General features: G+C 62.4%; 19 protein-coding genes, 1 tRNA gene and 1 riboswitch. Of the genes, 5 read left to right on the top strand and 15 right to left on the bottom strand.

Going from position 1 to position 25395, the window contains the following annotated elements; translation table 11 throughout:
- The first annotated feature begins 26 nt into the window (after positions 1-26).
- Positions 27-884 carry a hypothetical protein gene (locus HRF45_09025; protein ID MEP0766665.1) on the top strand — a complete coding sequence of 286 codons (858 nt, stop codon included), beginning with the start codon at positions 27-29 and terminating at the stop codon, positions 882-884.
- Positions 885-889: 5 nt separating this feature from the next.
- On the top strand, positions 890-2098 hold the full coding sequence (locus HRF45_09020) for a phosphopentomutase (protein ID MEP0766664.1): 1209 nt from the start codon (positions 890-892) through the stop codon (positions 2096-2098).
- 138 nt (positions 2099-2236) lie between these two features.
- On the opposite strand, the gene lysS is transcribed toward HRF45_09020, so the two are convergent.
- Together lysS and HRF45_09010 are read right to left on the bottom strand one after the other, a co-directional pair.
- Positions 2237-3739, bottom strand: a complete 1503-nt coding sequence (gene lysS, locus HRF45_09015) for a lysine--tRNA ligase (protein MEP0766663.1) — start codon at positions 3737-3739, stop codon at positions 2237-2239.
- Positions 3740-3747: 8 nt separating this feature from the next.
- Positions 3748-4236, bottom strand: a complete 489-nt coding sequence (locus HRF45_09010; protein ID MEP0766662.1) for a transcription elongation factor GreA — start codon at positions 4234-4236, stop codon at positions 3748-3750.
- A gap of 604 nt (positions 4237-4840) precedes the next feature.
- Positions 4841-4956: riboswitch (cobalamin riboswitch) on the top strand.
- 127 nt (positions 4957-5083) lie between these two features.
- Here HRF45_09010 and HRF45_09005 point away from each other — a divergent pair.
- The 3 genes from HRF45_09005 to HRF45_08995 are packed head-to-tail and all read left to right on the top strand — an operon-like array spanning position 5084 to position 7588.
- A complete protein-coding gene (locus HRF45_09005) occupies positions 5084-6031 on the top strand; it encodes a hypothetical protein (protein ID MEP0766661.1) in 948 nt (315 codons plus the stop codon).
- Positions 6028-6816 (top strand): hypothetical protein, encoded by a 789-nt coding sequence (locus HRF45_09000; protein MEP0766660.1) that lies wholly within the window; start codon positions 6028-6030, stop codon positions 6814-6816. Before HRF45_09005 ends, HRF45_09000 begins: the two co-directional genes overlap by 4 nt.
- Entirely contained in the window at positions 6809-7588 is a 780-nt protein-coding gene (locus HRF45_08995) for a prepilin-type N-terminal cleavage/methylation domain-containing protein (GenBank protein MEP0766659.1), read from the top strand. Before HRF45_09000 ends, HRF45_08995 begins: the two co-directional genes overlap by 8 nt.
- Positions 7589-8029: 441 nt before the next feature.
- Here the strand turns inward: HRF45_08995 and HRF45_08990 are convergent, their stop codons facing one another.
- From HRF45_08990 to HRF45_08930, 13 genes are all read right to left on the bottom strand, one after another.
- Complete coding sequence (locus HRF45_08990) at positions 8030-9055, bottom strand: hypothetical protein (protein ID MEP0766658.1); 1026 nt, start codon at positions 9053-9055, stop codon at positions 8030-8032.
- Between the two features lie 56 nt (positions 9056-9111).
- Positions 9112-11586 carry a DUF4982 domain-containing protein gene (locus tag HRF45_08985; protein ID MEP0766657.1) on the bottom strand — a complete coding sequence of 825 codons (2475 nt, stop codon included), beginning with the start codon at positions 11584-11586 and terminating at the stop codon, positions 9112-9114.
- A gap of 22 nt (positions 11587-11608) precedes the next feature.
- The gene (locus HRF45_08980) at positions 11609-13882 is read right to left on the bottom strand and encodes a fibronectin type III domain-containing protein (GenBank protein MEP0766656.1); all 2274 of its coding nucleotides are present in this window, start codon (positions 13880-13882) and stop codon (positions 11609-11611) included.
- Positions 13883-13953: 71 nt separating this feature from the next.
- Positions 13954-15039, bottom strand: coding sequence for a deoxyguanosinetriphosphate triphosphohydrolase (locus HRF45_08975; GenBank protein MEP0766655.1), 1086 nt, complete (start codon positions 15037-15039; stop codon positions 13954-13956).
- The gene (locus tag HRF45_08970) at positions 14990-16168 is read right to left on the bottom strand and encodes a glycosyltransferase family 4 protein (protein ID MEP0766654.1); all 1179 of its coding nucleotides are present in this window, start codon (positions 16166-16168) and stop codon (positions 14990-14992) included. The genes HRF45_08975 and HRF45_08970 overlap by 50 nt, the downstream gene beginning before the upstream one ends.
- A gap of 6 nt (positions 16169-16174) precedes the next feature.
- Positions 16175-17080, bottom strand: a complete 906-nt coding sequence (locus HRF45_08965; GenBank protein ID MEP0766653.1) for a helix-turn-helix domain-containing protein — start codon at positions 17078-17080, stop codon at positions 16175-16177.
- A gap of 26 nt (positions 17081-17106) precedes the next feature.
- Entirely contained in the window at positions 17107-18096 is a 990-nt protein-coding gene (gene queA, locus HRF45_08960) for a tRNA preQ1(34) S-adenosylmethionine ribosyltransferase-isomerase QueA (GenBank protein MEP0766652.1), read from the bottom strand.
- 4 nt (positions 18097-18100) lie between these two features.
- Positions 18101-18820 carry an HAD-IA family hydrolase gene (locus tag HRF45_08955; GenBank protein ID MEP0766651.1) on the bottom strand — a complete coding sequence of 240 codons (720 nt, stop codon included), beginning with the start codon at positions 18818-18820 and terminating at the stop codon, positions 18101-18103.
- Positions 18821-19000: 180 nt separating this feature from the next.
- Positions 19001-20026 carry a BMP family ABC transporter substrate-binding protein gene (locus HRF45_08950; GenBank protein ID MEP0766650.1) on the bottom strand — a complete coding sequence of 342 codons (1026 nt, stop codon included), beginning with the start codon at positions 20024-20026 and terminating at the stop codon, positions 19001-19003.
- 21 nt (positions 20027-20047) lie between these two features.
- Positions 20048-21598: a dihydrolipoyl dehydrogenase gene (lpdA, locus tag HRF45_08945; GenBank protein ID MEP0766649.1), complete on the bottom strand. Its 1551-nt coding sequence runs from the start codon at positions 21596-21598 to the stop codon at positions 20048-20050.
- Positions 21599-21618: 20 nt separating this feature from the next.
- A tRNA-Leu gene (locus HRF45_08940) sits at positions 21619-21702 on the bottom strand.
- Positions 21703-21727: 25 nt separating this feature from the next.
- Positions 21728-22921 (bottom strand): SpoIID/LytB domain-containing protein, encoded by a 1194-nt coding sequence (locus HRF45_08935; protein MEP0766648.1) that lies wholly within the window; start codon positions 22919-22921, stop codon positions 21728-21730.
- Positions 22922-23389: 468 nt separating this feature from the next.
- A partial coding sequence (locus HRF45_08930) for a hypothetical protein (protein ID MEP0766647.1) occupies positions 23390-25395 on the bottom strand: 2006 nt, incomplete at its 5' end.

The following is a 25395-nucleotide window of genomic DNA, read 5'->3' as shown; positions in this document are numbered from 1 at the left end:
GCTATACTTCCCCCGTGAGCGTGGGTGTGATCTGGAACCGCGCGGCACGGCGCGCTCGGTATCTCCCGGTGCATCGGCTGTTTCAGGAGGCGGAAGTCGTCGTCACCGAGAGCCCCGAGGAAGCCGAGAGCAAGGCTCGGGAGCTCGCTCGGCGCCATCAGACCGTGGTGGCGGTTGGGGGCGACGGCACGATCAACTCCGTTGTAAACGGGCTGCGCGGCTCCGAGGCTGCTCTGGGACTAATCCCCGCCGGGACAGGCAACGTGCTCGCGAGGGAGTTGTTCGTCCCGGTCCACGATCCGTCCGACGCGGCGCGGATCTGTATGGGCGAGGCCTCGACGGCCATAGACCTGGGCGAATGCGGCGACCGGCTGTTCGTCGCCTCGGCGGGATTCGGGGTGGATGCCGCCGTGGTCGCCCGCGCCGATGGGTGGAAGCCGGTGTGGGGCCGCATGGCGTTTGCAATGGCCGCATCGGTCGAACAGTTCCGACGGCACCGATGGCGCGTGGTGATAGACGCAGAAGGCAAGCGTGTGTACGAAGACGAGGCTGTGCTGGTGGCGGCCGTGAACTGCCCCCGCTACGCCGGGTGGCGAAAGCCGATGCCGGATACGAGCCTAGCGGACGGGCTATTGGACCTATTCGTAGTGACACCTTCACACCTGGCCGGCACGCCGCTGGCGGACGTTGCGGCTTGGGCGCTGCTTGGACTGGCTCATCGAAGCAAACGCGTCCGGACCTTCCGAGCAGCGGAATTCCAACTTCGATTCGAAGGTCCCGAGCCCGACTGCCAACTCGACGGGGAGCTTGTGCCCAATGTCGCGAAGAGTCTCCGCGCACTGCCCAAAGTGCTGCAGGTGAAGACGCACAAAGCGGTAATCTAGTTGTAATGCCTATCCAGCGCGTGATCTTGGTGGTGATGGACGGCTGCGGCGTGGGAGCGGCTCCCGACTACGCGCAGTTCGGCGATTTCGGGGTGAACCGGCCCGACACGATCGCCAACACCGCTCGCATGGTCGGTGGTCTGAAGCTGCCCTATCTGCAGTCGCTGGGATTGGGCCACATCACGCAACTCTACTCACCGCACAAAGAAGTCAACCCCATCGGGTGCTACGGCAAGTTGCAGGAGATATCCATGGGTAAGGACACGGTGACCGGGCATTGGGAGATGATGGGCATTCATACGAAGCATCCTTTTCCCACCTACCCGGAAGGCTTCCCGGCCGATCTCGTGGCAGCATTCGAGAAGGCCATCGGCACTCGGGTGCTAGGCAACGTCGCCGCATCCGGAACGGAGATCATCAGGCAACTCGGAGAGGAGCACGTTCGCACAGGACGGCCCATTCTGTACACGAGCGCGGACAGTGTATTCCAGATCGCGGCCCACGAGAACGCCTTTGGGCTGGAACGGCTATACGAGTGCTGTCGAATCGCCCGTGAAATGCTAGTGGAGCCCCACAACGTGCAGCGGGTGATCGCTCGGCCATTCGTCGGAACGAGCGCTGCGAGCTTCACGCGAACAGGTAATCGGAAGGACTTCCCGCTTCCTGCTCCACCAAACGTGATCGACGCACTTGCCGAGGCAGGCATCAAGTGCCATGCCATCGGCGTCGTGGGAGAAGTATTCGCGGAGCGTGGCTTCTCCAGCAGCGAGCGTTCGCGCAACAACCACGAGCACCTCGAGGCGCTGCTGCGGGCGTTGGACGGAGATGCTAGGTTCATCTTCGCGAACTTCGAGGACTTCGACATGCTCTACGGGCACCGAAATAATGTGGAGGGATTTGCCCGCGCCCTGATCGAGTTCGATGGCATGCTTGGCGATGTGATGGCTCGATTGCACCCGACCGACCTTCTCATCCTGACCGCGGACCACGGCAACGATCCGACGACCCCCAGCACCGACCACAGCCGCGAGTACGCACCGCTACTGGTGTACAGCCCGTCGCTGGCTATGGGTTGCGACCTGGGAACGCGCGGCACCTTCGCGGACGTCGGGGCGACCGTGGCGGAGGCGTTCGGGGTCTCCTCGCCGATGGGCGAATCGTTCTTGGAGCGACTCGGCCTCCGCACCACCGATACTCCGCTCTTCTTTGACTGAGCCGCCGTGCCCTCGACTTCACCCCCCAACGAGCGGCAACGAATGCTCAACTCCGAACTCAGGGCCCTCTTCGGGTCACGCACGGAGATCGGCGACTGTGCAGGCCTCAGCTTTCTCAGCGGGCTGTAACACGGGGAGCTAGCCGTCCGACTGGTCTTCGGGGCGCAGGGTGGGGAAGAACACTACGTCGCGAATCGAACCTGCGCCACTCAGCACGATGGCCATGCGATCCAGGCCGATCCCCAGTCCGCCCGCGGGCGGCATGCCGGCTTCCATTGCGTAAACGAACTCCTCGTCCAAAGGATGCGCTTCTGCGTCTCCGGCTTCTCGCTGTGCTGCCTGCAGCATCAGTCTCTCTCGCTGGTCTATCGGATCGTTCAGCTCGCTGAAGGCATTGGCCACCTCCTGGCGCATCACGAAGCCTTCGAAACGCCTTACGAAACGTGGGTCCTCCTGCGTCTTTTTGGCCAACGGCGAAGTGTCGAGCGGATAGTCGGTCAGGAAGGTTGGCTGGATCAGGTGCGGCTGGACGAACCGCTCCATCAGCTTCTCCATGATGCCGCCGGGTAGGGTCTCTGTGCTCATATCCAGGCCGAGCGACTCCCCAGCCTTCTTGGCACTCTCCAACGAGGCGAACGCCTCCTTGCCGACCCCCGTGCGCTCTTCGATTGCGTCGGTCAGCTTCATGCGGTGCCACGGCTTAGAGAAGTCAATCTCCGCATCGCCCACCTTCACCACGGGGCCGCCGAAACAGGTGACTGCTACGTGGTGGAACAATCTCTCCGTCAGAGTCATGATGTCTTCGAGCTGAACGTACGCCTGATACAACTCCAGCAGCGTGAACTCGGGCAAATGCTTGGTGGAAATCCCCTCATTGCGAAACACCCGACCCACCTCGTACACCTTCTCGATGCCACCGATCACCAGGCGTTTCAAATACAGCTCCAGAGAAATGCGGAGCTTGAGGTCCACGCCCAGCGCGTTGTGGTGCGTGATGAACGGACGCGCTGCCGCTCCTCCCGCTTCGTACTGCAACACGGGAGTCTCGACCTCCAAGAATCCTTCAGAGTCCAGGAACGCCCGTACAGCCGAGACCATCCTAGAACGGGCGACGAGCCGCTCGAAGGATTCTCGGTTCGCGATCAGGTCGAGGTGACGATGGCGATAGCGTTGTTCTCGGTCGTGAAATCCGTACCACTGATGCCCTTCCTTCTCCTTGCCGAGCGGAAGGGTCTGCAGGCACTTAGCCAGCACGTCCACTTTGCGGGCGTGCACGCTCTGCTCCCCGGTTCGCGTGACGAATGGTTCGCCGTGCACCCCTACCAAGTCGCCGATGTCAACCTGCTCGACTACCGGCCAGTCGTCGGGTAGGTCATCCTTGCGGAAATAGATTTGCAGCTTGCCGGTCGCGTCGGATAGGTGTACGAACGCGACCTTGCCCATGGACCGGTGCGACACCACTCTGCCCGCAACCGCAACGGGCTGGCCCTCGAGTCGTGCAAAACAGTCGTGCACCTCTTGGAGCAGATGTGTGCGGTCGAACCGTTCGATCCGATAGGGGTCACGCCCCATCTCTCGGAGCGCCGCGAGCTTGGCTAGTCGGACCTCTCTCTCACCGACTGCCTCGGTCACCTTGCCCATAGGCTCGCCTACTTCTTCCTGATTTCGATGATCTCGTAGTGCAGTTGCCCGGCGGGCGCATTGATGACGACCTTGTCGCCGACAGCACGATCCATCAGCGCCTGTCCCCACGGGCTGTCCGAGGAGATCGAGCCTTCGTCTGGGTCGGCCTCGAACACGGTGACGACCCGAACTTCGAGTATCTCGCTGCGCTTCTTCAGGTTCCTGAGGACCACCACCGAGCCGATACCGACGTGGTCCGTCGGAATGTTGCGCATAGAGAGCTTCTGCGCCGAACTGAGCAATTCCTTGAGCTCGGCGATTCGGCTCTCTACGAGAGCCTGCTCGCGCTTGGCTTCCTCGAACTCCGAGTTGTCGTCGGCGAACTCGCCCTGCTCCTTCGAAGCACGGATTCGCTCGGCTATCTCGGGACGCTTGACGCCGGTAAGCTGGGCCAGCTCATCACTGAGCCGCTTGTAGCCCTTTTCGGTTAACAACACGACGCCTTCCTCAGTCATGACTGGTACCTTTCGTGGTCCTTCGTCGGGCGACAGCCTCTCAGTCGCCTCAGCGGTGGTGGGTGGGACTACGGGAGAACGGCATTTTGACACAGTACCGCCGGTTTGTCAACAAATTGTCAAGTGAAATGCTCGGCGATTCGCGAAATTCGGCTCAGGCGGATACACGTTGTGGGTGGCAGTCCGGCGACCTCTGCGACATTGGCGAGATATTCGAGAGCCGTGCCCTGGGGATGTCCCGCCGTACGGGAGTTGCAGCGCTACGCTGGATTGTGATCTCACGCGGAGCATGCAAGAGAATCGCCAACGGCGCAATCGGCTTTCTTTCTGTCTCTCATCCCTTGGGGCGACCGAGTAACGGAGAGACCCTGCCTTCCCCTTGTGGAATGTAGCGGAAGCTCGTCCTCGCGCATGCGGGAGGGAGAGGGCGGGGATTAAGTTCATTTCTCCGAGCGAGTGTCGCGAAACTCTCGCTGACGGAGGCATTGCCCTTGTCAGTGTCCCCATCCCTCCAGATGGACAGCGAAAAAGCGCGAGCGGGCTCGCACAGTCCCCAACCCGTACCCTCGACCATAGCGAGGAGGTTTGTGGTATGATAATTCCAACAAGCAAATCGCTGGGTTGCGTGGCCACGGGGAAGCCGGTGAGAATCCGGCGCAGTGCCGCTACGGTGTTGCGATAACCTCGCTCAGCCCGACCGCCACCACGCAGCCGGTCACGGTAACCTCTTCGCGCTTGAGAGGGTGACTGCGCAGCAGCTCTAGCAGACCCCGTCCCAAAGCGAGGAGCGGGGTTTTCGTTTGCCCCGTTTCCCGAACCGGCGCCCGGCTCGATACATAGGAGAACCATGAATCGAGTACTGGCCATCACGCTATGCGCGGCCGTCGCCGTTACGGTCAATGCATTCACCCCTGCAATCGGCTATCGCACGGTCGATCTCGACATCAACGGTTCCGCCATCGCTGTCTCACCTTCCGGCAAGCTCGCCGTGGGCGAAGATGCCTTCGGTGGAGGCGCCGTGGTACGCGTGTTCGACAGCGTCCTTCCCGGGCGGAACCTGCTCTACACTATCACCGCTCCGAGCGGCCACAACTGGCAGTTCTTGGCGGCGCTGACCTGGCAAGACGACGACACCCTTTTCATCGCCGAGAACGGTGACATGGACACCGTTTACGCTTCGGTGGGAACGACCGTCACGGCGCTGGCTCCGGTCGGTTCCATTCCGAGCATCTCCGGTTTGACCCTCGGTTTCGGCGGCGAATTGTTTGCTACGGGCGCAACCGATCCGGGAACCGGGACGGTGTACCATGTTCAGTCCGGCACCGCGACCATCTTCGCCACCTCCCTAGGCACCGGCTATCTAGGGGGCGTTGCCTTCCTGAACGACGTTCTCTATGTCGCCGATAACAACGATCCCTTCTTCATGGGCAACCCGGGTCTAGTCCATCGCTTCGCCTCGGACGGGAGCTACCTGGGAGCAATCTCGTTGGCTGGAGGCGGTGGTTCCGGTGTGGTGGACATCCTGTTCGACACCGAGGGCGACCTCGTCGCTACGACGGGCACCACCATCACCATAAACGGCGAGACGCTGGGTACTTTTAGCGGCCCCTGGCCATTCCCAACCTTCTTGGCCTACACGGGTACCGGCTTCGAGCCCTTCTCCGGTACGGGGTTGCTGTTGGTGAACGGCACGTTCACCGAGGTGGGTGGCATCTTCGGCATAACGCCGGTACCCGAGCCGGGAGCCATCGCCTTGCTTCTGCCCGCGCTCGCACTCATGAGGAAGCGCAGGTGATCCTCCCCGCGCTCGCTATCCTGTACCAAGGCATCTTCGGCCCGTCCGACTTCGCAACCAAGCTGTTCGACTACAGCGGCGTGAATGGCGTGCCGGGATACAACGTGGATGCGACCAAAGTGCTAGGCTACCCGTCGCCTAACGCAACACCGTCGGTACCCGACAACAGCGACCTGTTCTCCTTCGGCTGGGGAGGCTACGTGACCGTGGGCTTCGACCGGCCTATCCGAAACGGCCCCGGACCGGACTTCATCATCTTCGGCAACGCCTTCTACATGGGCGGAGACCCGCTGCAGGTATGGCGCGAGCCGGGATTCGTCGAAGTCGGAGTGGATGTGGATGGCAACGGCGTTCCGAGCGCGGCGGACCGGTGGTACCTGCTCCGCGGCTTCCCGTTGCCTCCGTTCCCGCTCGACCCGTACTTCTATGGCTGGTTCGAGCCAGAGGTGCCCTGGAGCTATGCGGACTGTACGCCGACGGACAACACCGGTAACCCTCTCATCCCCGACGACCCGCTGACACCGGGAATCGACCCCGTTTCCGCGGGCGGCGATGCGATGGACCTCGACTGGGCCGTGGATTGGGTGACGGGTCTGCGCGTTTTTCTCAAGGAGGTGCACTTCGTGCGCATCACCCACGCGCTGAACTCCTTCCACCCCATCTTCGGGCCGTCGTCCACAGAGGTGGACGCGATCGCCATCGTCCACCCAGAAGGCCTGCTCACAACGACGCCGGTACCCCGCGGCGAATCTAAGAACGAGGTGCCTCCGAGCGGACGTGGATAGCAGAAGGGCTTTCACGTTGATCGAACTGCTCGTGGTGATAGCCATCATCGCGATCCTGGCGGGCATCCTGTTCCCCGTGTTTGCATCAGCGCGGCAACGTAGCCACGACGCGAAGTGCGCTGCCAACCTAAGGCAACTCGTGCAGGCCAACCTGATGTACGCAGGCGATACCGGCAGGTACGTTCCCGCTGCACAGGACCTGTACGAGACCAATCGCCGACGGTGGTTCGGAGTGCGGGGCTCGGACGGGCGGTTCGTCCCAGAAGACGGACCGCTCGTCCCCTACCTCAAGGACGGCGGACTCCTCCGCCAGTGTCCACTATTCTCGACGAAGATCGGCTTCTCCCTCGGCGCGGGCGGCTACGTATACAACTACATCGCAGCTGGCTCCAACGTGTGGGACATGGGCTTCGTGCCCGAGGCGTATCACACGTCGCGAAGAGAAGGCAGCATCGCGCGAGCAACTCAGGTGGCGATGTTCGCGGACGGTGCCCTCGATATCGGCAGTCCCCAAGGTCTTGCCGAGTACACCTTCCTCGAGCCGCCCGACGAAGTGCTCCGCCGGATGGGCAGCCCTTACTCGATGGACCCCTCGCTCCACTTCCGCCACTCCGGCCGGGTACTGGTGGGCTACGTGGACGGTCACGTCGGCGCGGCTCGCTTGGCACGATCCGTGGTCAAGAGCGGTGTGTACCCCCGGGCCAACCCCGCCGCCCACGGCCTCGGCTGGATGGGCCCCTTCGACAGCGAAACCCCCTACGATCCGCTCTAGCCGCAATCATTACCCAAAGGGACGGCGTGGAGAACCGCATCGAGGAGGTGAAGCCGGACCTGGTCTCCGGCCGGACCAACTATCACCGATCCCTCGCCAATCAATTCCGACTTCTCATGCACGCTGCGGCTGAATCTGCTCGAGGTCGGGACCCGCGTCACACAGACCACGCGTCGAACGTGGCTCCACCTGCCGACGGGTTACCTTCCTGCGGCACATCATCGCGGATGCGGGGGGATGAATGACCTTTTATGCCTCCGTTGTCCTTTAGCGGAGGCTCCTCTGTCCCGGTCGGTCACACCGCACATGGCTTCCACTACAGGGGCAACGGAGGCATGGGCCGGACTTCTGCAGACGGTCGTCGCCGTCTCGGCGACGACCGTCTGCAGGGAATTGGTGGGCCGCAGGGCACACCGTTCTTTCGGTGGCTGGACGGTAGAGTTACGACTCGCCTTGGGCGCTGAAGTTGAGCAGCACGATGTTGAGATCCTCGAGCCCGACCAGGCCGCTGCCGTCCAGATCGGCGGCCGTGGATGTGGTCCCGAACCACACCAGCACGCCGTTCAGGTCCGTCAGAGTCACCGCGTTGTCCAAGTCCAGGTCACCGTTCAGGAGTGAGAAGTCCACGCCGACAACGTCACCCCCGTTCGTGTTCACCCCAGTAACTCTGCCGCGCAGCCAGTGCGTCACCTTCGCCAGCACTTCCACGCTGCCCGGGAGGTGCGTGGTCACGGAATAGGACCCGTCAGCCGCGAGCGGCACGTTGAAGTACTCGGTAGTAACACCGTTGCGCACCCACACCTCGGCAACTAGCCCGCTCACGGAGCCGCTGTATAGCTGAGGCTCCACCCGTCCGCTGATGCGCACGCCAGGGCACTCGCACTTCACACTCGTCCCGCGCACGTTGTCCACCACCAGGGTCCACGGCGGGTTGAACAGGGTCTTGATGTAGCCTTTGTACGTGGCCTTCGTCCGCGAAGGATCCGTAGTCATTACCTCGCCCGGATCCCGCCACCTTCCGCCAATAAAGCAGGTCGAATGCCCAGTGACCGTGCCCGCAACCGTCTGGTCCACGCTCGTTAGCACGAATGTGAGGGTCGTCCCGAGGTCCGGCACGTACACGTCGAACTCGATGTTCAGGCCGGACTGGTTGTGTGACACGATGAACTCGCCCGTGAGCGGCTCCAGCGTGCCGGTTGCAATAAACGAGTAGTCCACCAGGCCGTCCGTCAGCTCGCTGACGTTGATCGTCATTCCGAGCGTCACGGGATTGCCGTCATCCTCGAATGGATTCGCAGTGGCGCACGAGCTGGAATAAGGATTGTTGTACTCGTCGAAGGAGTACAGGATGCTGCTGAAATGCACGTCCGCCAACCCGCTCTGGGACCACTTCGATCCGTCCAAATCATAGTCGGCAACGACGGGAATCACGAGGCAGCTAGTAAGAAGAGCCGCTAAGTATCGCATCACATCTGCTCCAAAATATACTGAGGCGGCCGGCCTTCTTTGGACCGACCAGGTCATTATAACGCAGGAGCGCGATCCTGGCAACACACACCGCGGGGGGCGCGTCTCAAGTCTGGTGCCGCTACCTTCACTCGAAAGCGTGCCTCCCCGAGCGCGCAGGCAGCAGACAGTTCGGTGAAGCCGGGGGTCAGTCCGCGTATCAGGAAGCTCGCCACGCCACCCTCCGTAGGCATAGTGTCTGAGCCTACGACTTCTGCTGAGCCTGAGGCACGCAGGCTGACTGCCAGCCCGTTGGTGAAGCAGGGGACTCCCAGAGCATCCAACACCTCGACGCGGACCCACACGCAGTCGAGCCCGTCCCCCCGAAGCGGGATGCCCGCGTCGTCCACGACCACCCGAATCTGCGTCGCCTCACCGGGCGTCCGGACCTCGTGGGTGGCTGCCGCGTTTCCTCGGACGTAAGCGACGGCCTTGAGCGTTCCCGGCTCGAACTCTACGCCTGTGAAGGTGAAGGGTGGATGATCCAGATTACGTGCGTTTCCACCATCGAAGATCGCGGTGGGCTTGTCGGGAGGTGGGCCCCCGCTCGGCAGGAAGCCGCCATTCGACCAATAGAGGGGATCCGCCTGTGGGGGCACTCCGTATTCTGTGTCAGGCCCATCGTCGGAGGCCCTCATGCCGAGCGACCGCCCATTCAGGAAGAGTTCCACCCTGTCAGCATTCGAGTAAACGATCACTTTGTTCGGTGAAGGGGGCTCCCAGCGATTCGCGATGCGGACCATTGGGCCTTGCTCGACCGGTCTCTGGCTCTGGAAGAACCAATAGACCGGCTTGGGCCTCCGGAAGAGGTCTAGCGCACCACACTCGGACGCCCCGGGTTCGTTGGGGAATCCACGATGGTGGTCTATGCCCACCCAGCTACACGTGCCCAAGGTCCAAGGTAGCGCCTGGTAGCGATTCAGCGACCACTGGTAGTTCCACGCTTGCAGCATAAGATCGGCCTCACTGGCAGTCAGCCCGACGCGACTCGTACTCACGCTTCCACCGAACTCGTAATCCCCATACTCCCGGTGCAGACCCTTGCCACCCATTTCCTTCGGCATCGGACGCAGAAATGGGTCCGCCCAGAGAGTATATGGGACGTCGTAACCAATGCTCGAAGGGTCGGCGCGACCGTAGGTGTCACCGCATGTGAGGATGGTCGAATACGGTGACTCACTCCGCGCGGCGAGCACCATCCTTCGGAAAAATGCATCGGGAGGGCCATAGGTCTCATTCAGCGTAGTCTCCCACAGTGCAACACACGCACGGTTGCGATCACGCCGGACCATGTTCCTAACATCCTGCTCCACCCGATGGGCGAACACAGGATCGTCGGAGTAGTGCTGCCACCCGGGAACGCACGAGATCACGAGCAAGCCGTAGCGGTCGCACGCGTCGAGAACTGCCGGGTCCTGCGGGTAGTGGGCCAGGCGAAGGCAGTTGAAGCCGGCTTCCTTCAGCAGCTTAACGTCTCGCTCCTGCATACGCGGAGGAATGGCATTGCCAAACCATGGCATGTCATTGTGGCGATTGGTGCCACGAACCAGGAGCGGGGCGCCGTTCACCAACAGGTTACCGGACTCGCCGACGGCGAATGTGCGGATGCCAATGCGCAGCCGCTCTTCGTCCACCACCTCGCATCCCCCGTCAACCTGTACCACGAGTTCATAGAGATGTGGCGTGTCGGGGTGCCAAAGACGCGGCCGCTCGACTACCATGCGAGCCTGCAGCCGGGCCATCCCGCCCGCGCGGACCTTCACTTCGCCGGATGTACCGGATGCTACGGCGCGCCCTTTCGCCTGCAGAGTGACACGCAGCTTGGCGCCTCGGCCATCTGGCGAACCGTTTTCCACATCCGCTCGAACTACCACGGTCGCTTGCTTCGGTGACACCGTTTCGTACGAGACGAAGATTCCACCGCGCCCGGCGCCGTTCGCTAGAAACGGATCACGGATCCGAACCGCAGGCTTGATGGTGAGCGTAGCGTCGCGATGCAGCCCGCCGAAGTAGGCGAAGTCGACCGCCCGCTGCGGCTTGCCAGGTGGCACCGTCGGGTCGTCCCTGTTGTCGAGCACGATGACCAGATCACCTTCGGGCTCGCGCGTCAACTCGGCAGTCAGGTCCGCTACTACCGGAAGATAGCCTCCGTAGTGGGTGGTGATGAGCCTATCGTTCCAGTACACTTGTGCCTTGTGCATCGCCGCGCCGATTCTTAGTATCACCTGGCCGCCCGGTGCGATGCTCGGAACCTGCAGGTGCTTGCGATACACGCACACCCCTTGCCACACTTGGTTGGAGCGAGGGGTGTGAAGTTGCGGAGTGTGTGGTAACTGGACAGTAGACCAGCTCAAGCGTGGACCTAACTCGACCGTCCAGCTAGTATCCATATCGAGACGAGCGAACTCCCAGTCGCGAGACAGGTCAATGCTTTGAGGCGGACTCGCACCCGTCATCGTCACCACCAAGCCGAGCAGCATCCCTGCAAGCATACACTCGCTCTAGGCGAAACTGCTACGGATCGCCGACGCGGCCGAAATTCAGTAGTACGATGTTCAGGTCCGCTAAGGCCACCTCGCCACTACAGTCGAGGTCTACTACCGGGTCGGCAATACCGAAGCGTGTCAGCACCGCGTTCAAGTCCCCGATGTCCACGCTGTTGCTGTTGTCCGCATCCCCGTTGATCTGCAGGAAGTCCACATAGTTCATGCCTGCGATGAGTGTTCGATTAGGCGACACGCGCCGCAGATGGTGCTGAAACTTTACTGCCAGGTCGAACGTGCCGGATGGTGCGCCGACGGCCTCGTATTGAGCGCCGTCGTCCAGGGTGATCGGAAGCATCGCCCGCACGCGAGTAGTGCCGGGGTCACGGAACTCCAGTAGCGCCGTATGCCCTTCGGGATTCATGCACTGCTGCATCGCTACTACGCCACGAATGGTTGCCGCGCGATCCATCAGCATCACGTCATAGGAGCTGTATATCTCCCCCGCAGTCGCCCACGAACCGGAGTACTGACTGGTCGAGGAGCTGCTCCTCGTTGCCACCGTGAAGTTGAATCCTAGCTGCTTGCCCGAGAACAGGCTGATGCCATTAATGAGGGGATCGTTCTGTCGGAAGTATGAATAGCTATCGCCGGGGCCGAGGGCGGTAGGTATCTTCACCTCGAACAGATACTGGCCTCCGGACTGCTTGTAGGACACCGCGCTGCCCGCTATCGAGCTGCTACGCTTTCTTACGGTCGGCACGCCGTACTCGGCTATCAGCACACCGTCTTCGATGTAGCTGTCACCATATGCCGTGTCCGAATACAGACTGCCGTTTTCGGCGAACTTCCCACCGGAATCCCATCGCCCGTTCTCGGCCGATCCGTCCAAGCATATCCACACACGCACGCTCTTGTTCGATGTGAAGTGCAGATAGAGCGCATCCGGTCGCCAGCACGCACGCACTTGCATTGTCAGTGTCGGGTCCTTGCTGAAAACGAACCCGTCGCTCAGCCACTCATAGCTTGCATCGGCATCTCCGTCCATCGCCGGGTCGGAAGTCGCTTGCCACAGTACGGGGGCCATGCGCACCAGTGGCCACGGGTCCTGTCCGTCCAAGATTCCATCCCCATCGGTGTCCTGAACGTTAGGGTTGGAGCCCGCATAGCGCCCGGCGCACATCTCGTCGAAGTCACTCAGCCCGTCGCTGTCCGTGTCCGCACTGGCAGGAGAGGAGCCGAAGCGAGCCTCGTCAATCGGTACGCGGGGGTCGTCGTCCGGCACGCCGTCACCATCTGCATCCACCACTTCGATGTACCCGTCCCAGGGCGCCAGAAAGTCGTGGTAGGCGTTGTACACTCGGAGAACCTCTCCCATCCCATCGAAGTGCGGTCCGGCATCGAAGAGGATCCCTGGAGGCAATGGGTAGGCCCATGGAAAGTGGTTGAACAGCATCTCTGGATGTCCGCTATAAGCGCACAGCACCAGGTCCAGCGCGTGGCCGAACTCGTGGGTGAAGCCCCACACCACCGTGGGGTCTGTGTCGTTCTTCCCTTCGTACTGGGACGGCACGCCACACACACGCGCGTACGCCGACGCGGTCTGTCCGAGGATGACGAACCCACCGTAGCACCCACTCAGGTTGTTGCCCGTGACGAAGCACCCATCATACTGGTTGTTCTGCACGCCTCTCGCGCGAAGATCCGCCTCGATGTTGGCCATGGTAGGGCCACTGGTATCCGGCGGATAGGTGGGGATGATCATCGGAACCACGTTGAGGTTGTAGCGAAGCAGGCTGTTGCGCCAATAGAACTCCCTGCCGTCGCGCACTACGCCGTTGTACAGCCTATCCACCTCGGCCTGGGACATACCACCCGTGTAGATGACATACAGTAGGTCGTGTGTGGTTACGCGAAGCAGGTTCTGTGCCGATACGCCTGTGCGCACACGAACCTCGGGGCTCCACGCCTCGCTCATCAGCCCAGCCTGGTCCAGCGGCGCGACGCGATAGGAGTATTCCACTCCCGGCATCAGGCCGTAGTCGGTTAAGTCGCCCTTGGCCGAGTAGCGCACGACCTCCGGCGACGATCCGGCCCCGACCGTGGAACGCAGCACGGCGTAGCCCGGCGCACCGGTCTCCGGCCAGGTGAGGTGGACCGTGGTGTGATAGGGCACGGCGCGCAGCTGGAGCCCTACCGGCTTGCGGGCGTCCATTGCTGACGACTGCGCCAGAATGGCTGCGAGGATGATGGCGAATGGCATAACGCTTACCTCTATGTTCTGAAGCTTCTCTCCCTCGGACAAGCTCGAGGCACCCCCGGTTCCCGGAGCTCACACCCGATGTCCGGTTTCGCTCGCCGCTGAAGCCCTGGTGCCTACTCAACCCGGCGCCAGACCTTGGGGAGAAACAGCGACTCGAACTGCTGCACGGCGTAGCGGTCGGTCATGCCTGCGATGTAGTCGCACACCGCCTGAGGGAGTTGTGCGAGGTCCGTTGGAAGGTGCCGCTCGGGCAGCAGCTCTGGGTGGTCCAGGTAGTGTCGAAAAAGCAGACGAAGCATCTCCTTGGCTCGCTCGATATCGGGTGCGGTGCGCGGGTTGTTCACGTACAGCCGTTCGAACATGAACTCCTTCAGTTCGTTCAGCAGCCCCTCCATCTGCCGGGACATCAGTACATGCGGACCGTCCCCGGTGGCCTGAATGATGTCCGTCACCATGCGCGTGATTCGTTCACTGTTTCCGATGCCAAGTCCCTCGCTCACCGTCACGGGTAGTTCGTTCGGCAGGATGTGCCCCGCGCGAAACGCATCGTCCAGGTCGTGGTTGAGGTAGGCTACGCGATCGCACGTACGCACCACCTCGGCTTCCATACTGCCTACAGGGACTCGAGATGCGTGTGCAAGGTCGTCTCGTCCTTTCGAGTGCCCTCCGATGCCCTCCAACGTCTCGTAAGTTAGGTTCAGCCCGGCTCCGTCACGCTCCAGCACCTGCACTACTCGCACCGACTGCTCGAAGTGGCGAAAGGAGAGTGTCGGGTCCACTTCTTGCATAGCATCGTTCAGCGCCTCCTCACCCGCGTGGCCGAAGGGCGGGTGCCCTAGGTCGTGGCCGAGCGCGATGGCCTCTGTTAGGTCTTCGTTCAGGCGCAGCGCACGTGCCACGGTTCTGCTGATCTGCGAGACTTCCAGCGTGTGTGTTAGTCTTGTGCGGAAGTGGTCGCCGTCCGGGTCGATGAATACCTGCGTCTTGTGTTTCAGCCGCCGAAACGCCTTGCAGTGCAGCACTCGATCGCGATCCCGCTGGTAACAGGTACGAATCGGGTCCGGCTTCTCCGGCAACGGGCGCCCCCTGCTCAGGGCGGACTTGGCAGCATGGGGCGATAGCAGCTCGAGCTCGATCTGTTCCGTGCGCTCACGAATGGACTGAGGCGGGCTGAGTGGGAGTTTCCTGTTGCCTTTCACCTAGCACCTCCTCGTATAGTCGCTCAATCCGGCCCACGTACTCGTCGGGCGAGATCCGTGCGGGCGAACGAAGTGCGTTTTCCGACATCTTGGCACGTAGCACTGGATCACGCAGAATCTCCTCGACGGCCTGTGCGAACTCCTGCGCATCATCGGCCACTACCATCCCGTCTACGCCGTGCTCTATCGTTTCCGGCGCACCGCCCCCCCGAACTGCAACCGCCGGGAGCCCCAGGCTTTGCGCCTCGCCGATGACCAGCCCCTGCGTTTCCGAAGTGGAAGGGAACACGAATAGGTCCGCAGCAGCCATGTACACGAGCACCTCGTCATGCCCTACCTGCCCGTGTACGGTAAGGCGTTCTCGAATGCCCAATTCCGCTGCACGTGACTCCAGGAGAGGTCGCCCGGGACCATCTCCGACCAGCCGCAGCCGAGCGTTCGGGAACGAGGTCCGCCAGCGGGGAAGGCAGTCCAGAAGTAAGCCTAGGTTCTTCTCCGACGCCAGCCTGCCGACGTAGAGGAGCGTGCTCTCATCTTGTGGGATCCCCAAACGGTCGCGCGCTTCAGACTTCGGAATGGCTTTGGCTTGCGGAATCCCGGTACGCACCACCTCGATGGGAGTTGTCACCCCATGGCCGCGCAACACGTCGGCTGCCGCGTGCGAGGGTGTTATCACCCTTGCGACGCGGCCGTAGTAGTATCGCGTGTGCTTGGCGACCTTGTATGCGACGTAGCGTCGGGTGAAGAATGGCACATAGTGCACGTAGCGGTCGTACATGGTGTGATAGGTGGAGAGGATCGGGATGCCCGCCGACTCGGCCCACCTAAGCCCGCAGAAGCCGATTGTGAACGGAGTGTGTGTGTGTACGATCTCAATAGGGAGGCGCTGGAACCTCCTCAGAGTACCGCGAAAGGGTGGACGGGCGAGTGGGTATCCCTTTGCCCATGGCGTGATGAGCGATCTGAAGCGGACTACGTCGGGATCCGTGTCACGGTGCCCAGGGAATGCCGGCGCGAACACCCATACTCGATGCCCACGAGCACGCAGGCCGGCGACGAGCGTATGCACGGATACGCTGACCCCGTTCAGCACGGGCAGATAGCTGTCCGAGAAGATGGCTACGTTCAACTGCCCCTACTCGAGTTTGGCTCGAAACTCCCTGACGAACTCCGCGATGTCGGATAAGCGAAACCTGCGCTGGTTACCCTTCGTCCGATGGTGCCTCAGCCAGCCCTTGTTGGTGTAGCGCCGCACGGTCGCCGGACACACACCGAGCAGCTTCGCCGCTTCCTCCAACGATAGCTCGGGGTTGGTTATGCGCGAGAGCATCTGCTCTTTGCTCTCGCCACGGGAACGTTGGTAGTACTTCTCGAGGACGGTGTCGTTTCCGAGACCTACAAGGCTGCGAAGCTCCTCTGGGACCGAGGGCGAGGGATTTGTCGCTTCGGTCCTGGTACGCTTGCGGGGGCGTGGTCCCGAAAGCTCTGGCCTCTTCAGCTTTCTCGGGGGCTTCGGCGGCGAGTGCTGCTGTGACCTATGGCTGCCGACTTCCATGTTCACGACGGCTTTGGCCTGGGCTCGCGATGGTCGGGTATCCGTAGTCAGCCCGGGAAGGTAATCCTCTATGTTGGGAATGCGGAGCTGCACCGCCTCGCCGCCTTTCACGCGCCTGCGCTTGGTTGCGGGCGAGACCTCGCGAGCGGCCTGTAGTGCGGCATCGGCAATGGGCACCGCAGCATCTTCCTTCCGCGCCTCCGTCTCCACGACCGCTCCGACCGGCGGCTGAGGTGCCGGCTGTGGAGGTGCGGCCTGCTGCCTGGTCTCCTCCGCGGGAACAGGGGGAGGCGGCCCGCCCAAAGGCGAGTACACCGTTCCGGCCGTCGGCGCGTCCAGGCCTCCGTGCGGCAATCGCCCTCGAGTGGTAGCTTGACGCTTCGCCGTAGGCGGGCTTTGCTGCGAGGTCGCCTCCGGCGTGTCTAAGAATTGGCTGTCTATGTACGCATAGACGTCATCGTATCCGGGAACTCGCTCGACCTCCATGGTCCACTCACCTCAAAGAACAGCAATCATAGAATAGCCATCGCATCGCCGAAGCTAAGGAACCGGTAGCCCGCCCGCTTTGCTTCCTCATACGCTGCGAGCACCCGTTCCCGCCCTGCGAAAGCGCAGATCATCAACAACATCGTCGTCCGGGGCAGATGGAAGTTCGTCACGATCCCCTCGACACACCGGAACTCGTATCCCGGCCTAATGAACAGCCGCGTGGTCGCTTGACCCATCTCCATCTGCTCCCGCGGTCCCGCCGATTCTAACACCCGCACCGCCGTCGTGCCAACCGCAATCACTCGTCCCGAGCAGAATCGAACCGCATTGGCCGTCTCCTCGGGGATTGTGTAGGTCTCCCCGTGCATCTTGTGCTTTTCCACCGGCCCTTCCGGCAACGGTCGAAAGGTGTCGAGCCCGACGTGAAGCGTGACTCTTGTGACGCGTACGCCCTTCCGTTCGATGCGAGTCAGCAATTCCTGCGTGAAGTGCAAGCCAGCCGTTGGCGCTGCGCTGCTCCCGTCTTCCGCTGCATACACGGTCTGGTAACGCTCCGGGTCTGGCAACGTGCCGTGGAAGTAGGGAGGTAGAGGCATCTCCCCAGCGTCTCCGAGCGGCCCGTCGAACCGAACGACGCGCTGACCGCCTTCCCCGACCTCTTCGATGAAGGCTTCCGGAGCATCATCGAAGATCACTCGTTCGCCCGGCCTCAGGCGGCGTGCGGGCCGCGTCAACGCCTGATAGCGATTGCCGCCGAGCGAGCGCATTAGAAGCAGCTCCACCGCGCCCCCGCTCGGCCTCCTGCCAAATAGTCTGCGGGCGCTGACACGAGTGTCGTTGAGTACGAGTACATCTTCTGGCTCGAGCAGCTCGGCCAGATCGCGGAAGTGCCGATGCTCGATGGAGTCGCCAGCGCGAGGCAGAACCAGGAGCCGCGAGCTGTCCCTCGGCTCCACTGGACTCTGCGCAATCAGCTCGTGTGGCAGGTCGTAGTCGAACAGTGAGCTGTCCATCGACTCACTCATAAAGCAGTGCCAAATCCGTCAAGGACCGAATGCGGGCGAACGGAAGCCCCGGATATGCGCCGTCGCGGTCCACGATGATGGGGAACAGGCCTGCACGCGCCGCGCCTTCCCCGTCGTCCAACGGGTTGTCGCCGACGTGTGCCACCTCGAACGGCTCATAGCCCAGCCGTCCCACCGCCCGGCCGAAGATGCGCGGGTCGGGCTTCTCCCAACCTACTTCCAGGGAAGCCAGTGCGAACTCGAACTGCTGTGCGATGCCGAGGAGTTCGAGGACGGGATGGAGTGTGTCGTCCCAGTTGGACACCACGGCCAGCCGCGCGCCCCTGCGGCGCAGCAGCGACAGAGCCTCGCGCACATCGGGATATAGGCGCCAGTACGGCGAGTTCTCGCAAAGCAACAGCTCATCACTTCTCTCCGACATTCGGGCAAGATGACCTTCGCTCAATGGCACTCCGATTGAGGATAGTAGGTCGGCAGTGAATCTCTTCCAAAACGCCCGCCGTCCTCGTGCGCCCATCGCCTGTATCGCCTGGGCATACTCCCCCTGCCTGGCAACACGCATAGGAAGGTACTCGGTGCGAAGGGTTTCCTCGTCAACTTCGATCTGCTGTTCCCGTAACAGTTCCAGCATGAAGCCGACGGGTTCGTACCGGACGTCTACGAGTGTGCCGGCAGCGTCGAAAGTGATGGCGCGGGGAGACAATCGAGGCATTGCACCCTAGTGTGTCATGACCCACCAGGTCTGCGCACGACACGCTGAACTCGGGCCGCGGTTCACGGGCCTCTCGAGAAAAAAATCCCTATGCCCCACCTGTCCATAGGTTCCCGTGTGCACTGCAGTGGCAGAGAAGCGGCGAGCGCAGACCGGGGCATAGACACTCTTACAGCAGCCCTAAGGCTGGAAGGCGGCCAGCTCGGCTCGCGTTTTCGGCACCTTCAGCTCGCCGGAGATGATGCGCTGCTTGAACTCGTCCACCTTGGCGAGCACGGTGGGGCCGATCTTGTCCTTCGTGTACTTCATTTCACTCAGCCCCACTCCGCCCTCGGCGAGACCTGCCTCGATGTCACCACCCTTCAGCTCTCCGTTCTTCAGCATCTTGGCAAGGCGGAACACCTGCTCATCCACACCCTTGATCATGCTCGTCAGGATGGTCCCAGGCTTTAGGCCGTCTTGGTCGCTGTCTACGCCGATTGCATAGAAGCCCTTCTCCTGCGCGGCATCGAAGACGCCGAGACCGCACTTGCCCGCGGCGTGATACACGATGTCTGCGCCATCCGCACGGCAAGCCAGAGCGGCTTCCTTGCCCTTGCCGATGTTGTCCCAGTCCTCGGTGTACTTGGCGACCACCCGGGCCGATGGATTGACCGCCTTCACGCCTGCCGCGAAGCCACACTCGAACTTCTCGATGAGCGGGATCTTCATGCCGCCCACGAAGCCTAGCACGTTCGACTTGGTCATGCTGCCCGCCAGCACGCCCGCCAAGAACGAACCCTCCTCCTCTTTGAAGCGCACCCCGATCACGTTCGACAATCCGTTGGAGTGCCCGTCTATGATGCCGATGTACACGTCCGGGTGCTTGGGTGCAACTTCCTCTACGGCCTTCTGCATGCCGCCGCCGACTGCGATGATCAGCTTGAACCCGAGGCGGGCCAGGTCCTCGAGGTTGGGCTTGTAGTCAATGTCGCTTCGAGAGGAGACGGTCTTCGTGACCATCCCGAGCTCTTGCTCGGCCTTCGCCCTGCCTCGATCGGCGCTGTCGTTGAATGATTTGTCGCCGACGCCGCCCTTATCGAACACGATCGCCAGGCCGCTCTCCGGGCTGTGTTTGCCTGTCGAACCGCCCGAGCCTTCCTTCTTCTCCCCGCACCCGGCGAGGATCAGGACGCCGAGTATCGCGACCAAGAGTGCGTGCTTCATCGTTCCACCTTCCTTGTGTGACTATGCCTTGTGGATGGCGTGGCCCTGTGCGTCGTGAATGGCCTCACCCAACGCCTCCGCGAAGCTCGGGTGGGCATGGATGGTCTGCTCCAGTTCTTCGAGCGTTGCCTCCATCTGCACTGCCGCAACAGCCTCGTGAATGAGCGACGAAGCGTGAGGACCGATCATATGCACTCCCAGCACCTCGCCGTGCTCGGCGTCTGCGACCACCTTGACGAAGCCTTCCTGCTCCAATGCCGCCATCGCCCGGCCGAGTGGACGGAACGCGAATCGCCCAATCTTGAGAGGCCTGCCGGCTTCCGCGGCAGCTTTCTCGGTCAATCCCACCGCGGCGAGCTCCGGAGCCGTGTAGACAACGTCCGGCACGGCCTTGTAGCTCATCTCGGCGGGGATGTCTGCGCAGTTGGCAGCGGCGACTAGCGCCTCCGCAGAGGCGACGTGTGCAAGCTGAATCTTTCCGATCACGTCGCCGATTGCATAGATGTGCGGCACGTGCGTCTGCATCCGCTCGTTGATTACCTCGATGCCGCGCTTGTGCAGGCGGACGCCCACCTTCTCGACGTTCAGGCCTTCCGTGTTAGCCTTGCGTCCGACGCCGAGCAGCACGACGTCCACCACGACCTCGGTGACGCCGTCCGGCGTGCTCACGAAGCAGTGCCAGCCGTCCCCTTTCTGCTCGCACTTCTCGACCGTGCTGTTCACGTGTACCTTGATCTTGCTCCGCCCGAACAGCTTGGCGAGCTCCTTGCCCAGGTCCTCGTCCATCATCGGAACCAGGTTGGGCATCATCTCGACGAGCGTAACCTCGGCACCGGCGCCGTTGAACACGTAGGCGAACTCGCAGCCGACCGCACCGCCACCCAGGATCAGCATCCGCTTCGGCACCGAGGTGGCGGTCACGGCGTCATCGCTGGTCCAAACGTTGTCCCCGGTGAGTCCCGGGATGGGGATGCGCACCGCGGACGAGCCAGTTGCGATGATGAAGTTGCGTGCCGTTACCTTGCGCTTCTCGCCCTCCGCAACCAGTTCGATGGTGTTCGGGTCAAGGAACACCGCTTGCCCCTGGAGGTGGTCCACCTTGTTCTTTTTGAACAGCGCAGCGATGCCACGCCGCTGGGCATCCACCACCTTGTCCTTCCGGTCCATCATCTTTGCAAAGTCGAATGTCGGCTGGCCAGGCAGTTCGATTCCCATCTTCTCGGCGTGCTTCACTTGCTCGAAGCGTTCCACCGCGGCAATCATCACTTTGCTGGGAATGCAGCCCCAGTTTAGGCAAGTGCCCCCGAGGTGCGACTTCTCGACGCAGGCGGTGTGTAGGCCGTGCTGCGCGGCGCGAATGGCAGCAACATAGCCGCCAGGCCCTGCGCCTATCACGCACACGTCGTACTCGTGGCGACCGTTGGACATAGGCTTCTTCTTCTCCAGTGGCTCGAGGGTGGTTTCGGGGATGATGTCCGTGCCGTGAGGTCCTTCGAGTACGCGCTTCTTGCTCCTAGGTTTGCTAGGGGCGATCACGCTCGCAGACTCGGTGGAATAGGACGGGGTTCTCATCCGTGCGTCACGCCTTCCGTTGGTGCCCAGGGCGGGAGTCGAACCCGCATGAGTCGCCTCAAGGGATTTTAAGTCCCCCGTGTCTACCGTTTCACCACCTGGGCTCGTCTCGGCAGTATACCTTTGGCCTTAGGGCTTCACTGAGAGGGCCGGCCGATCATCCGAAAGGACTTTCTTGAGTTCGGTTCCGGGATAGTACGCAGCCAGAATCTCCTCGAAGCTTTGCCCGGCAATCGCGCGTCCGGCGGCACCGTACTGGCACAACCCCACGCCGTGACCCCAGCCGTTCCCGACCAGCACCCATCCTTCCGGCGTCTGGATGGCGCTGAACATGGTGCTCTTGCACACATCGTAGCCCAACACTTTGCGGATGGCGGCGCCGGTGGTCTCCAGTGTGCCCTTCGGGCCCTGTATGCTGACCGACTGAGCACGGCCGCTCGGCCCGACCTTGGTGACCGCGAGGGATTGCACCGGCCCCACGTCTTTACCCAGCTTCTTGGCCAACTGCGCCCACTGCTCGGTGGTTCGCTCGACGCGCCACCCGCGGTGTGGGCTCGTGGAGCAGTAGGGGGCGTCTGGCGTGCCACACAGATAGGGCGTTGTGCCTCCAAATCCCATCTCGTCCGATGCCGCCGTGTGACCGCCGCAATCAGCGCTGTACACGGTGTCGCAATAGTCCCCTGCGAAGGTGAGCACCAGCCCGGCGGTAGCCATCACGGCTTCGGTGGTGGTCGGCTTCTCGGTGGCGGTGCCTGCGTAGGTTTGTGCGCCCTCCCCGTCCGTCAGGTCGAAGTCTTTCTCGGCGTTGGTCAGCATACGCTTGAGCATGAAGGTTCGGGCGGCCACCGCCTGCGCGCGCAGCGCTTGCTGTGGGAACCCGCTCGGCATCTCGGCGGGCACGACCGACATCAGGTAGCTCTCGAGTGCCACCTCGTTGGTCAGGCGTAGCTTGCCGTCCACGACTGTGACACGGAGCCAGCCGCGATAGGAGGCTTTTTTCTTCTCGGAGACCAGGGAGACGGAACCGGCGATGGGGGCGACCACAACTTCAGCCATGGGTGCGGCGTTCGGCCGGACAATGCCTGCGGCGTTAGCCGTGAGGCTGACAGACTCTCCGGGTTTTGCCTGGCTGAAGCGACTGCCGTCCGCAGACAGCAGCACGAGGCCCGCCTCCGCCGATACTTGGACCTGCCGCACGCCTTCCCAGGACTTGAGGAGCACCCGCACAGGCCGGAGCTGCGCCCGAGCGGGGGCCGCGAGCGCAGCGAACACTGCGATCCAGAGGGCAATCCTGATAACCCGGCAGATCGTTCTGGCCTCCATGCACGGGTATTATGGATCGATAAAAGGGGGGGTCGTAGCTATGCGAAAAGCTTCAGCCGGTTCACTCACAATGGCGGCCATGCTGTTGGCCGCTGCGGGAATTACTCTGTATGCCGCGATGTCGCGGCCAGAGCCCACCGTCAGCGCGAGTAAGGGCGGCGCCGTCTGCCCTGTCTCAGACTGCTCGTCGTCCTGCATGCCCATCGGCCCAGCGGCCGCTGCTGCAGCGAACTCAGGGGGGAAGGTCGCCAAGGGCGACTGCGTGGATCCTTCACAGTGTCCCACGGGCGCCTGCCCAGTGAAGGCGGACGATACGCAGTAGGCTCCGTGTAAAGGGTTGATCCCGAAAAAGTCCCGGCGCGGGCGGTTAGACCGCCCGCGCCGTTTCCTCTTGCCAAGCCGGGCCGCCGTGCGCCGACGGCCCTGAACCCCGGAGCCCGCCTCTGCCGGAGACGGGCTCCGCTTGCTTTACGGGTGGAAGAGTAGAGCGTTCGCCATCTCGATCAGGAGGCACCCGATGGGCTCTTCATCGCTATCCACCAGATACCCCTGCTTGCCGCGGACATCGCCTTGCGTCAGAATCTGCACGAAGTCGATGGCCGATGTGCCCACCACCGTCTCGAACTGGATGAGAGCGTCCAGGTCGTTCGGGATGTCCAGCGCCGCATAGAGTGCCGCTGCGACGTCGGGGGCGATTTTGGGTATCTGCGTCCTGCCTGCCGCGACGGTCGAGAAGTACTCGATGTTGCAGCGGATCAGGTCCCGCGTGAGCCATCTCTCACCGTTGACGATGACCTCTAGATCAACTGTCTCCGGCGGGGAGGTTCGTCCATCGGGCAGTCGTCGGACGAATGTCACAGACAGGTTGTAAGTCGTGTACGGCGGCGAGAACAGCACGCTTCGGTCACCGAGGCAGGTGGCGTCACCCGTCCCGAACGCGATGCTGCAGATGCTGCGGTACAGGTCGGCGTTCGTGGCCTTCTTCAGGCCGCTATCGAAGTTAGTGTTCAGACCGGATCCCGGACCGAAGACGAATGCACCACACTTGTATAGAGGCGATACCTTCGTGATACGCACCGCCTGCAGGATCATGTCGTCCAGCGGCTGGCCGTTGCATCGCAGCACGTCCCAGATGGTGATGCCGTCAATGTTAATCACCTCGGGCCGGAACATGCGCCGGAGAACTCCGTCCACCGGGTCGACACCGAGATCGCCACAGATCAGGTTCGGGACCTCGATCGGCGGGCACTCGAGAGGCAACAAGTCTACGCAGTAGCACAGCGTGGTCTCGTTACCGCACTCATCCACGGCGCGGATGCAGATGGTGTGCTGGCCGAGTGCCAAGCCTTCGGTGTTCCACACCACACTGCCATTCGGTCCGGTTCCGGACGACGGCGTCAGGCCCGCCGTACTTCCGTCGACAGTGACATACCACGTCACGTCGGTAAGGTCGCTGATCGAGAACTGGATCGGGATCTCGAGCCCCTTCACCTCCGTGCACTGGCCTTGCGGCGGAACGGGCGGTGTGATCACCGTGATCTCGGGCCTAGTAGTGTCCACGGTGAAGCTCTTGTTGCTCACGCAGACGTTGCCGGCAGCGTCGGTGACTTCTAGGCGTAACGTGTAGCGACCGTCTGCCAGCGGGATGCTGGCAGTGAACGGATCGGCGTCCGTACCACTTGCCACCTCGACCGGCGTACCACCCTCGGGAAGGAGTGTGAGTACCCAGCGGAAGCCGCTGCAGTTGTCCGTAGCGGTCCACGTGGCCGTAACCGGACTCGAGTTTTGACACCCTTCCGGTGTCAGCAGCGCGCAGTCCGGCGGTGTCGTATCCACGGTCGTGGTGGCTTCGTCTGAGCCGACGTTGCCACATACATCCTCTGCCTCGACCCGGATGACGTAACTACCTTGCGCTAGCACGTAGGGACCTGCAGTGTGCGAACCTTGTGGCAGGTCCGTGAACGTGTCGCGCAACACGCCGTTCAGGAACACTCGAACGGTCAGGTTGCCTGGCAGGTTGTCCGTAACCGTGAAGTCCACGTTGACCGGCGACGGGATGCAGTCTCCCGAGGGGGCCGTAATATCCACGGTCGGCGGTGTCTCGTCTACCTTGAAGTTGACGACCGCGCTAACGCCTACATTGTCGCAGTCGTCGGTCACACGCACCTGCACGGTGTGCGGGCCGTCACTCAACGTGAAAGGACCGACCGTGTGCGTGCCCTGCGAGCACGGCGCGTCGGTGTGAACCACCACGCCGTCTATCAACACCTCGCAGCGCTTCAACGCACCAGGCAGGTTGTCCGAGGCGGTGAAGGTGATGCTCACCTGGCGCCCGGTGCACTGGCCTTCGGTCGGGAGGTCGACGCTCGCAGTCGGCGGTGTATTGTCCACCTTGAAGTTGACTAGCGTGCTGGTACCGACGTTGTCGCAGTCGTCCACGGCGCGAACCTGCACGGTGTGAGGACCATCGGACA

Source organism: Fimbriimonadia bacterium (genome assembly GCA_039961735.1).
Classification (GTDB): domain Bacteria; phylum Armatimonadota; class Fimbriimonadia; order Fimbriimonadales; family JABRVX01; genus JABRVX01.
The sequence above is the reverse complement of the archived record's forward strand: the minus strand, read 5'-3'. Positions and strand labels throughout refer to the sequence as shown.

Bases quoted from the DNA above. Each gene is read 5' to 3' on its own strand.
- HRF45_09020 (MEP0766664.1), top strand. From the start codon at position 890: ATGCCTATCCAGCGCGTGATCTTGGTGGTGATGGACGGCTGCGGCGTG.
- lysS (MEP0766663.1), bottom strand. From the start codon at position 3,739: ATGGGCAAGGTGACCGAGGCAGTCGGTGAGAGAGAGGTCCGACTAGCC.
- HRF45_09010 (MEP0766662.1), bottom strand. From the start codon at position 4,236: ATGACTGAGGAAGGCGTCGTGTTGTTAACCGAAAAGGGCTACAAGCGG.
- HRF45_09005 (MEP0766661.1), top strand. From the start codon at position 5,084: ATGAATCGAGTACTGGCCATCACGCTATGCGCGGCCGTCGCCGTTACG.
- HRF45_08990 (MEP0766658.1), bottom strand. From the start codon at position 9,055: ATGCGATACTTAGCGGCTCTTCTTACTAGCTGCCTCGTGATTCCCGTC.
- HRF45_08985 (MEP0766657.1), bottom strand. From the start codon at position 11,586: ATGCTTGCAGGGATGCTGCTCGGCTTGGTGGTGACGATGACGGGTGCG.
- HRF45_08965 (MEP0766653.1), bottom strand. From the start codon at position 17,080: ATGGAGGTCGAGCGAGTTCCCGGATACGATGACGTCTATGCGTACATA.
- queA (MEP0766652.1), bottom strand. From the start codon at position 18,096: ATGGACAGCTCACTGTTCGACTACGACCTGCCACACGAGCTGATTGCG.
- HRF45_08955 (MEP0766651.1), bottom strand. From the start codon at position 18,820: ATGCCTCGATTGTCTCCCCGCGCCATCACTTTCGACGCTGCCGGCACA.
- HRF45_08950 (MEP0766650.1), bottom strand. From the start codon at position 20,026: ATGAAGCACGCACTCTTGGTCGCGATACTCGGCGTCCTGATCCTCGCC.
- lpdA (MEP0766649.1), bottom strand. From the start codon at position 21,598: ATGAGAACCCCGTCCTATTCCACCGAGTCTGCGAGCGTGATCGCCCCT.
- HRF45_08935 (MEP0766648.1), bottom strand. From the start codon at position 22,921: ATGGAGGCCAGAACGATCTGCCGGGTTATCAGGATTGCCCTCTGGATC.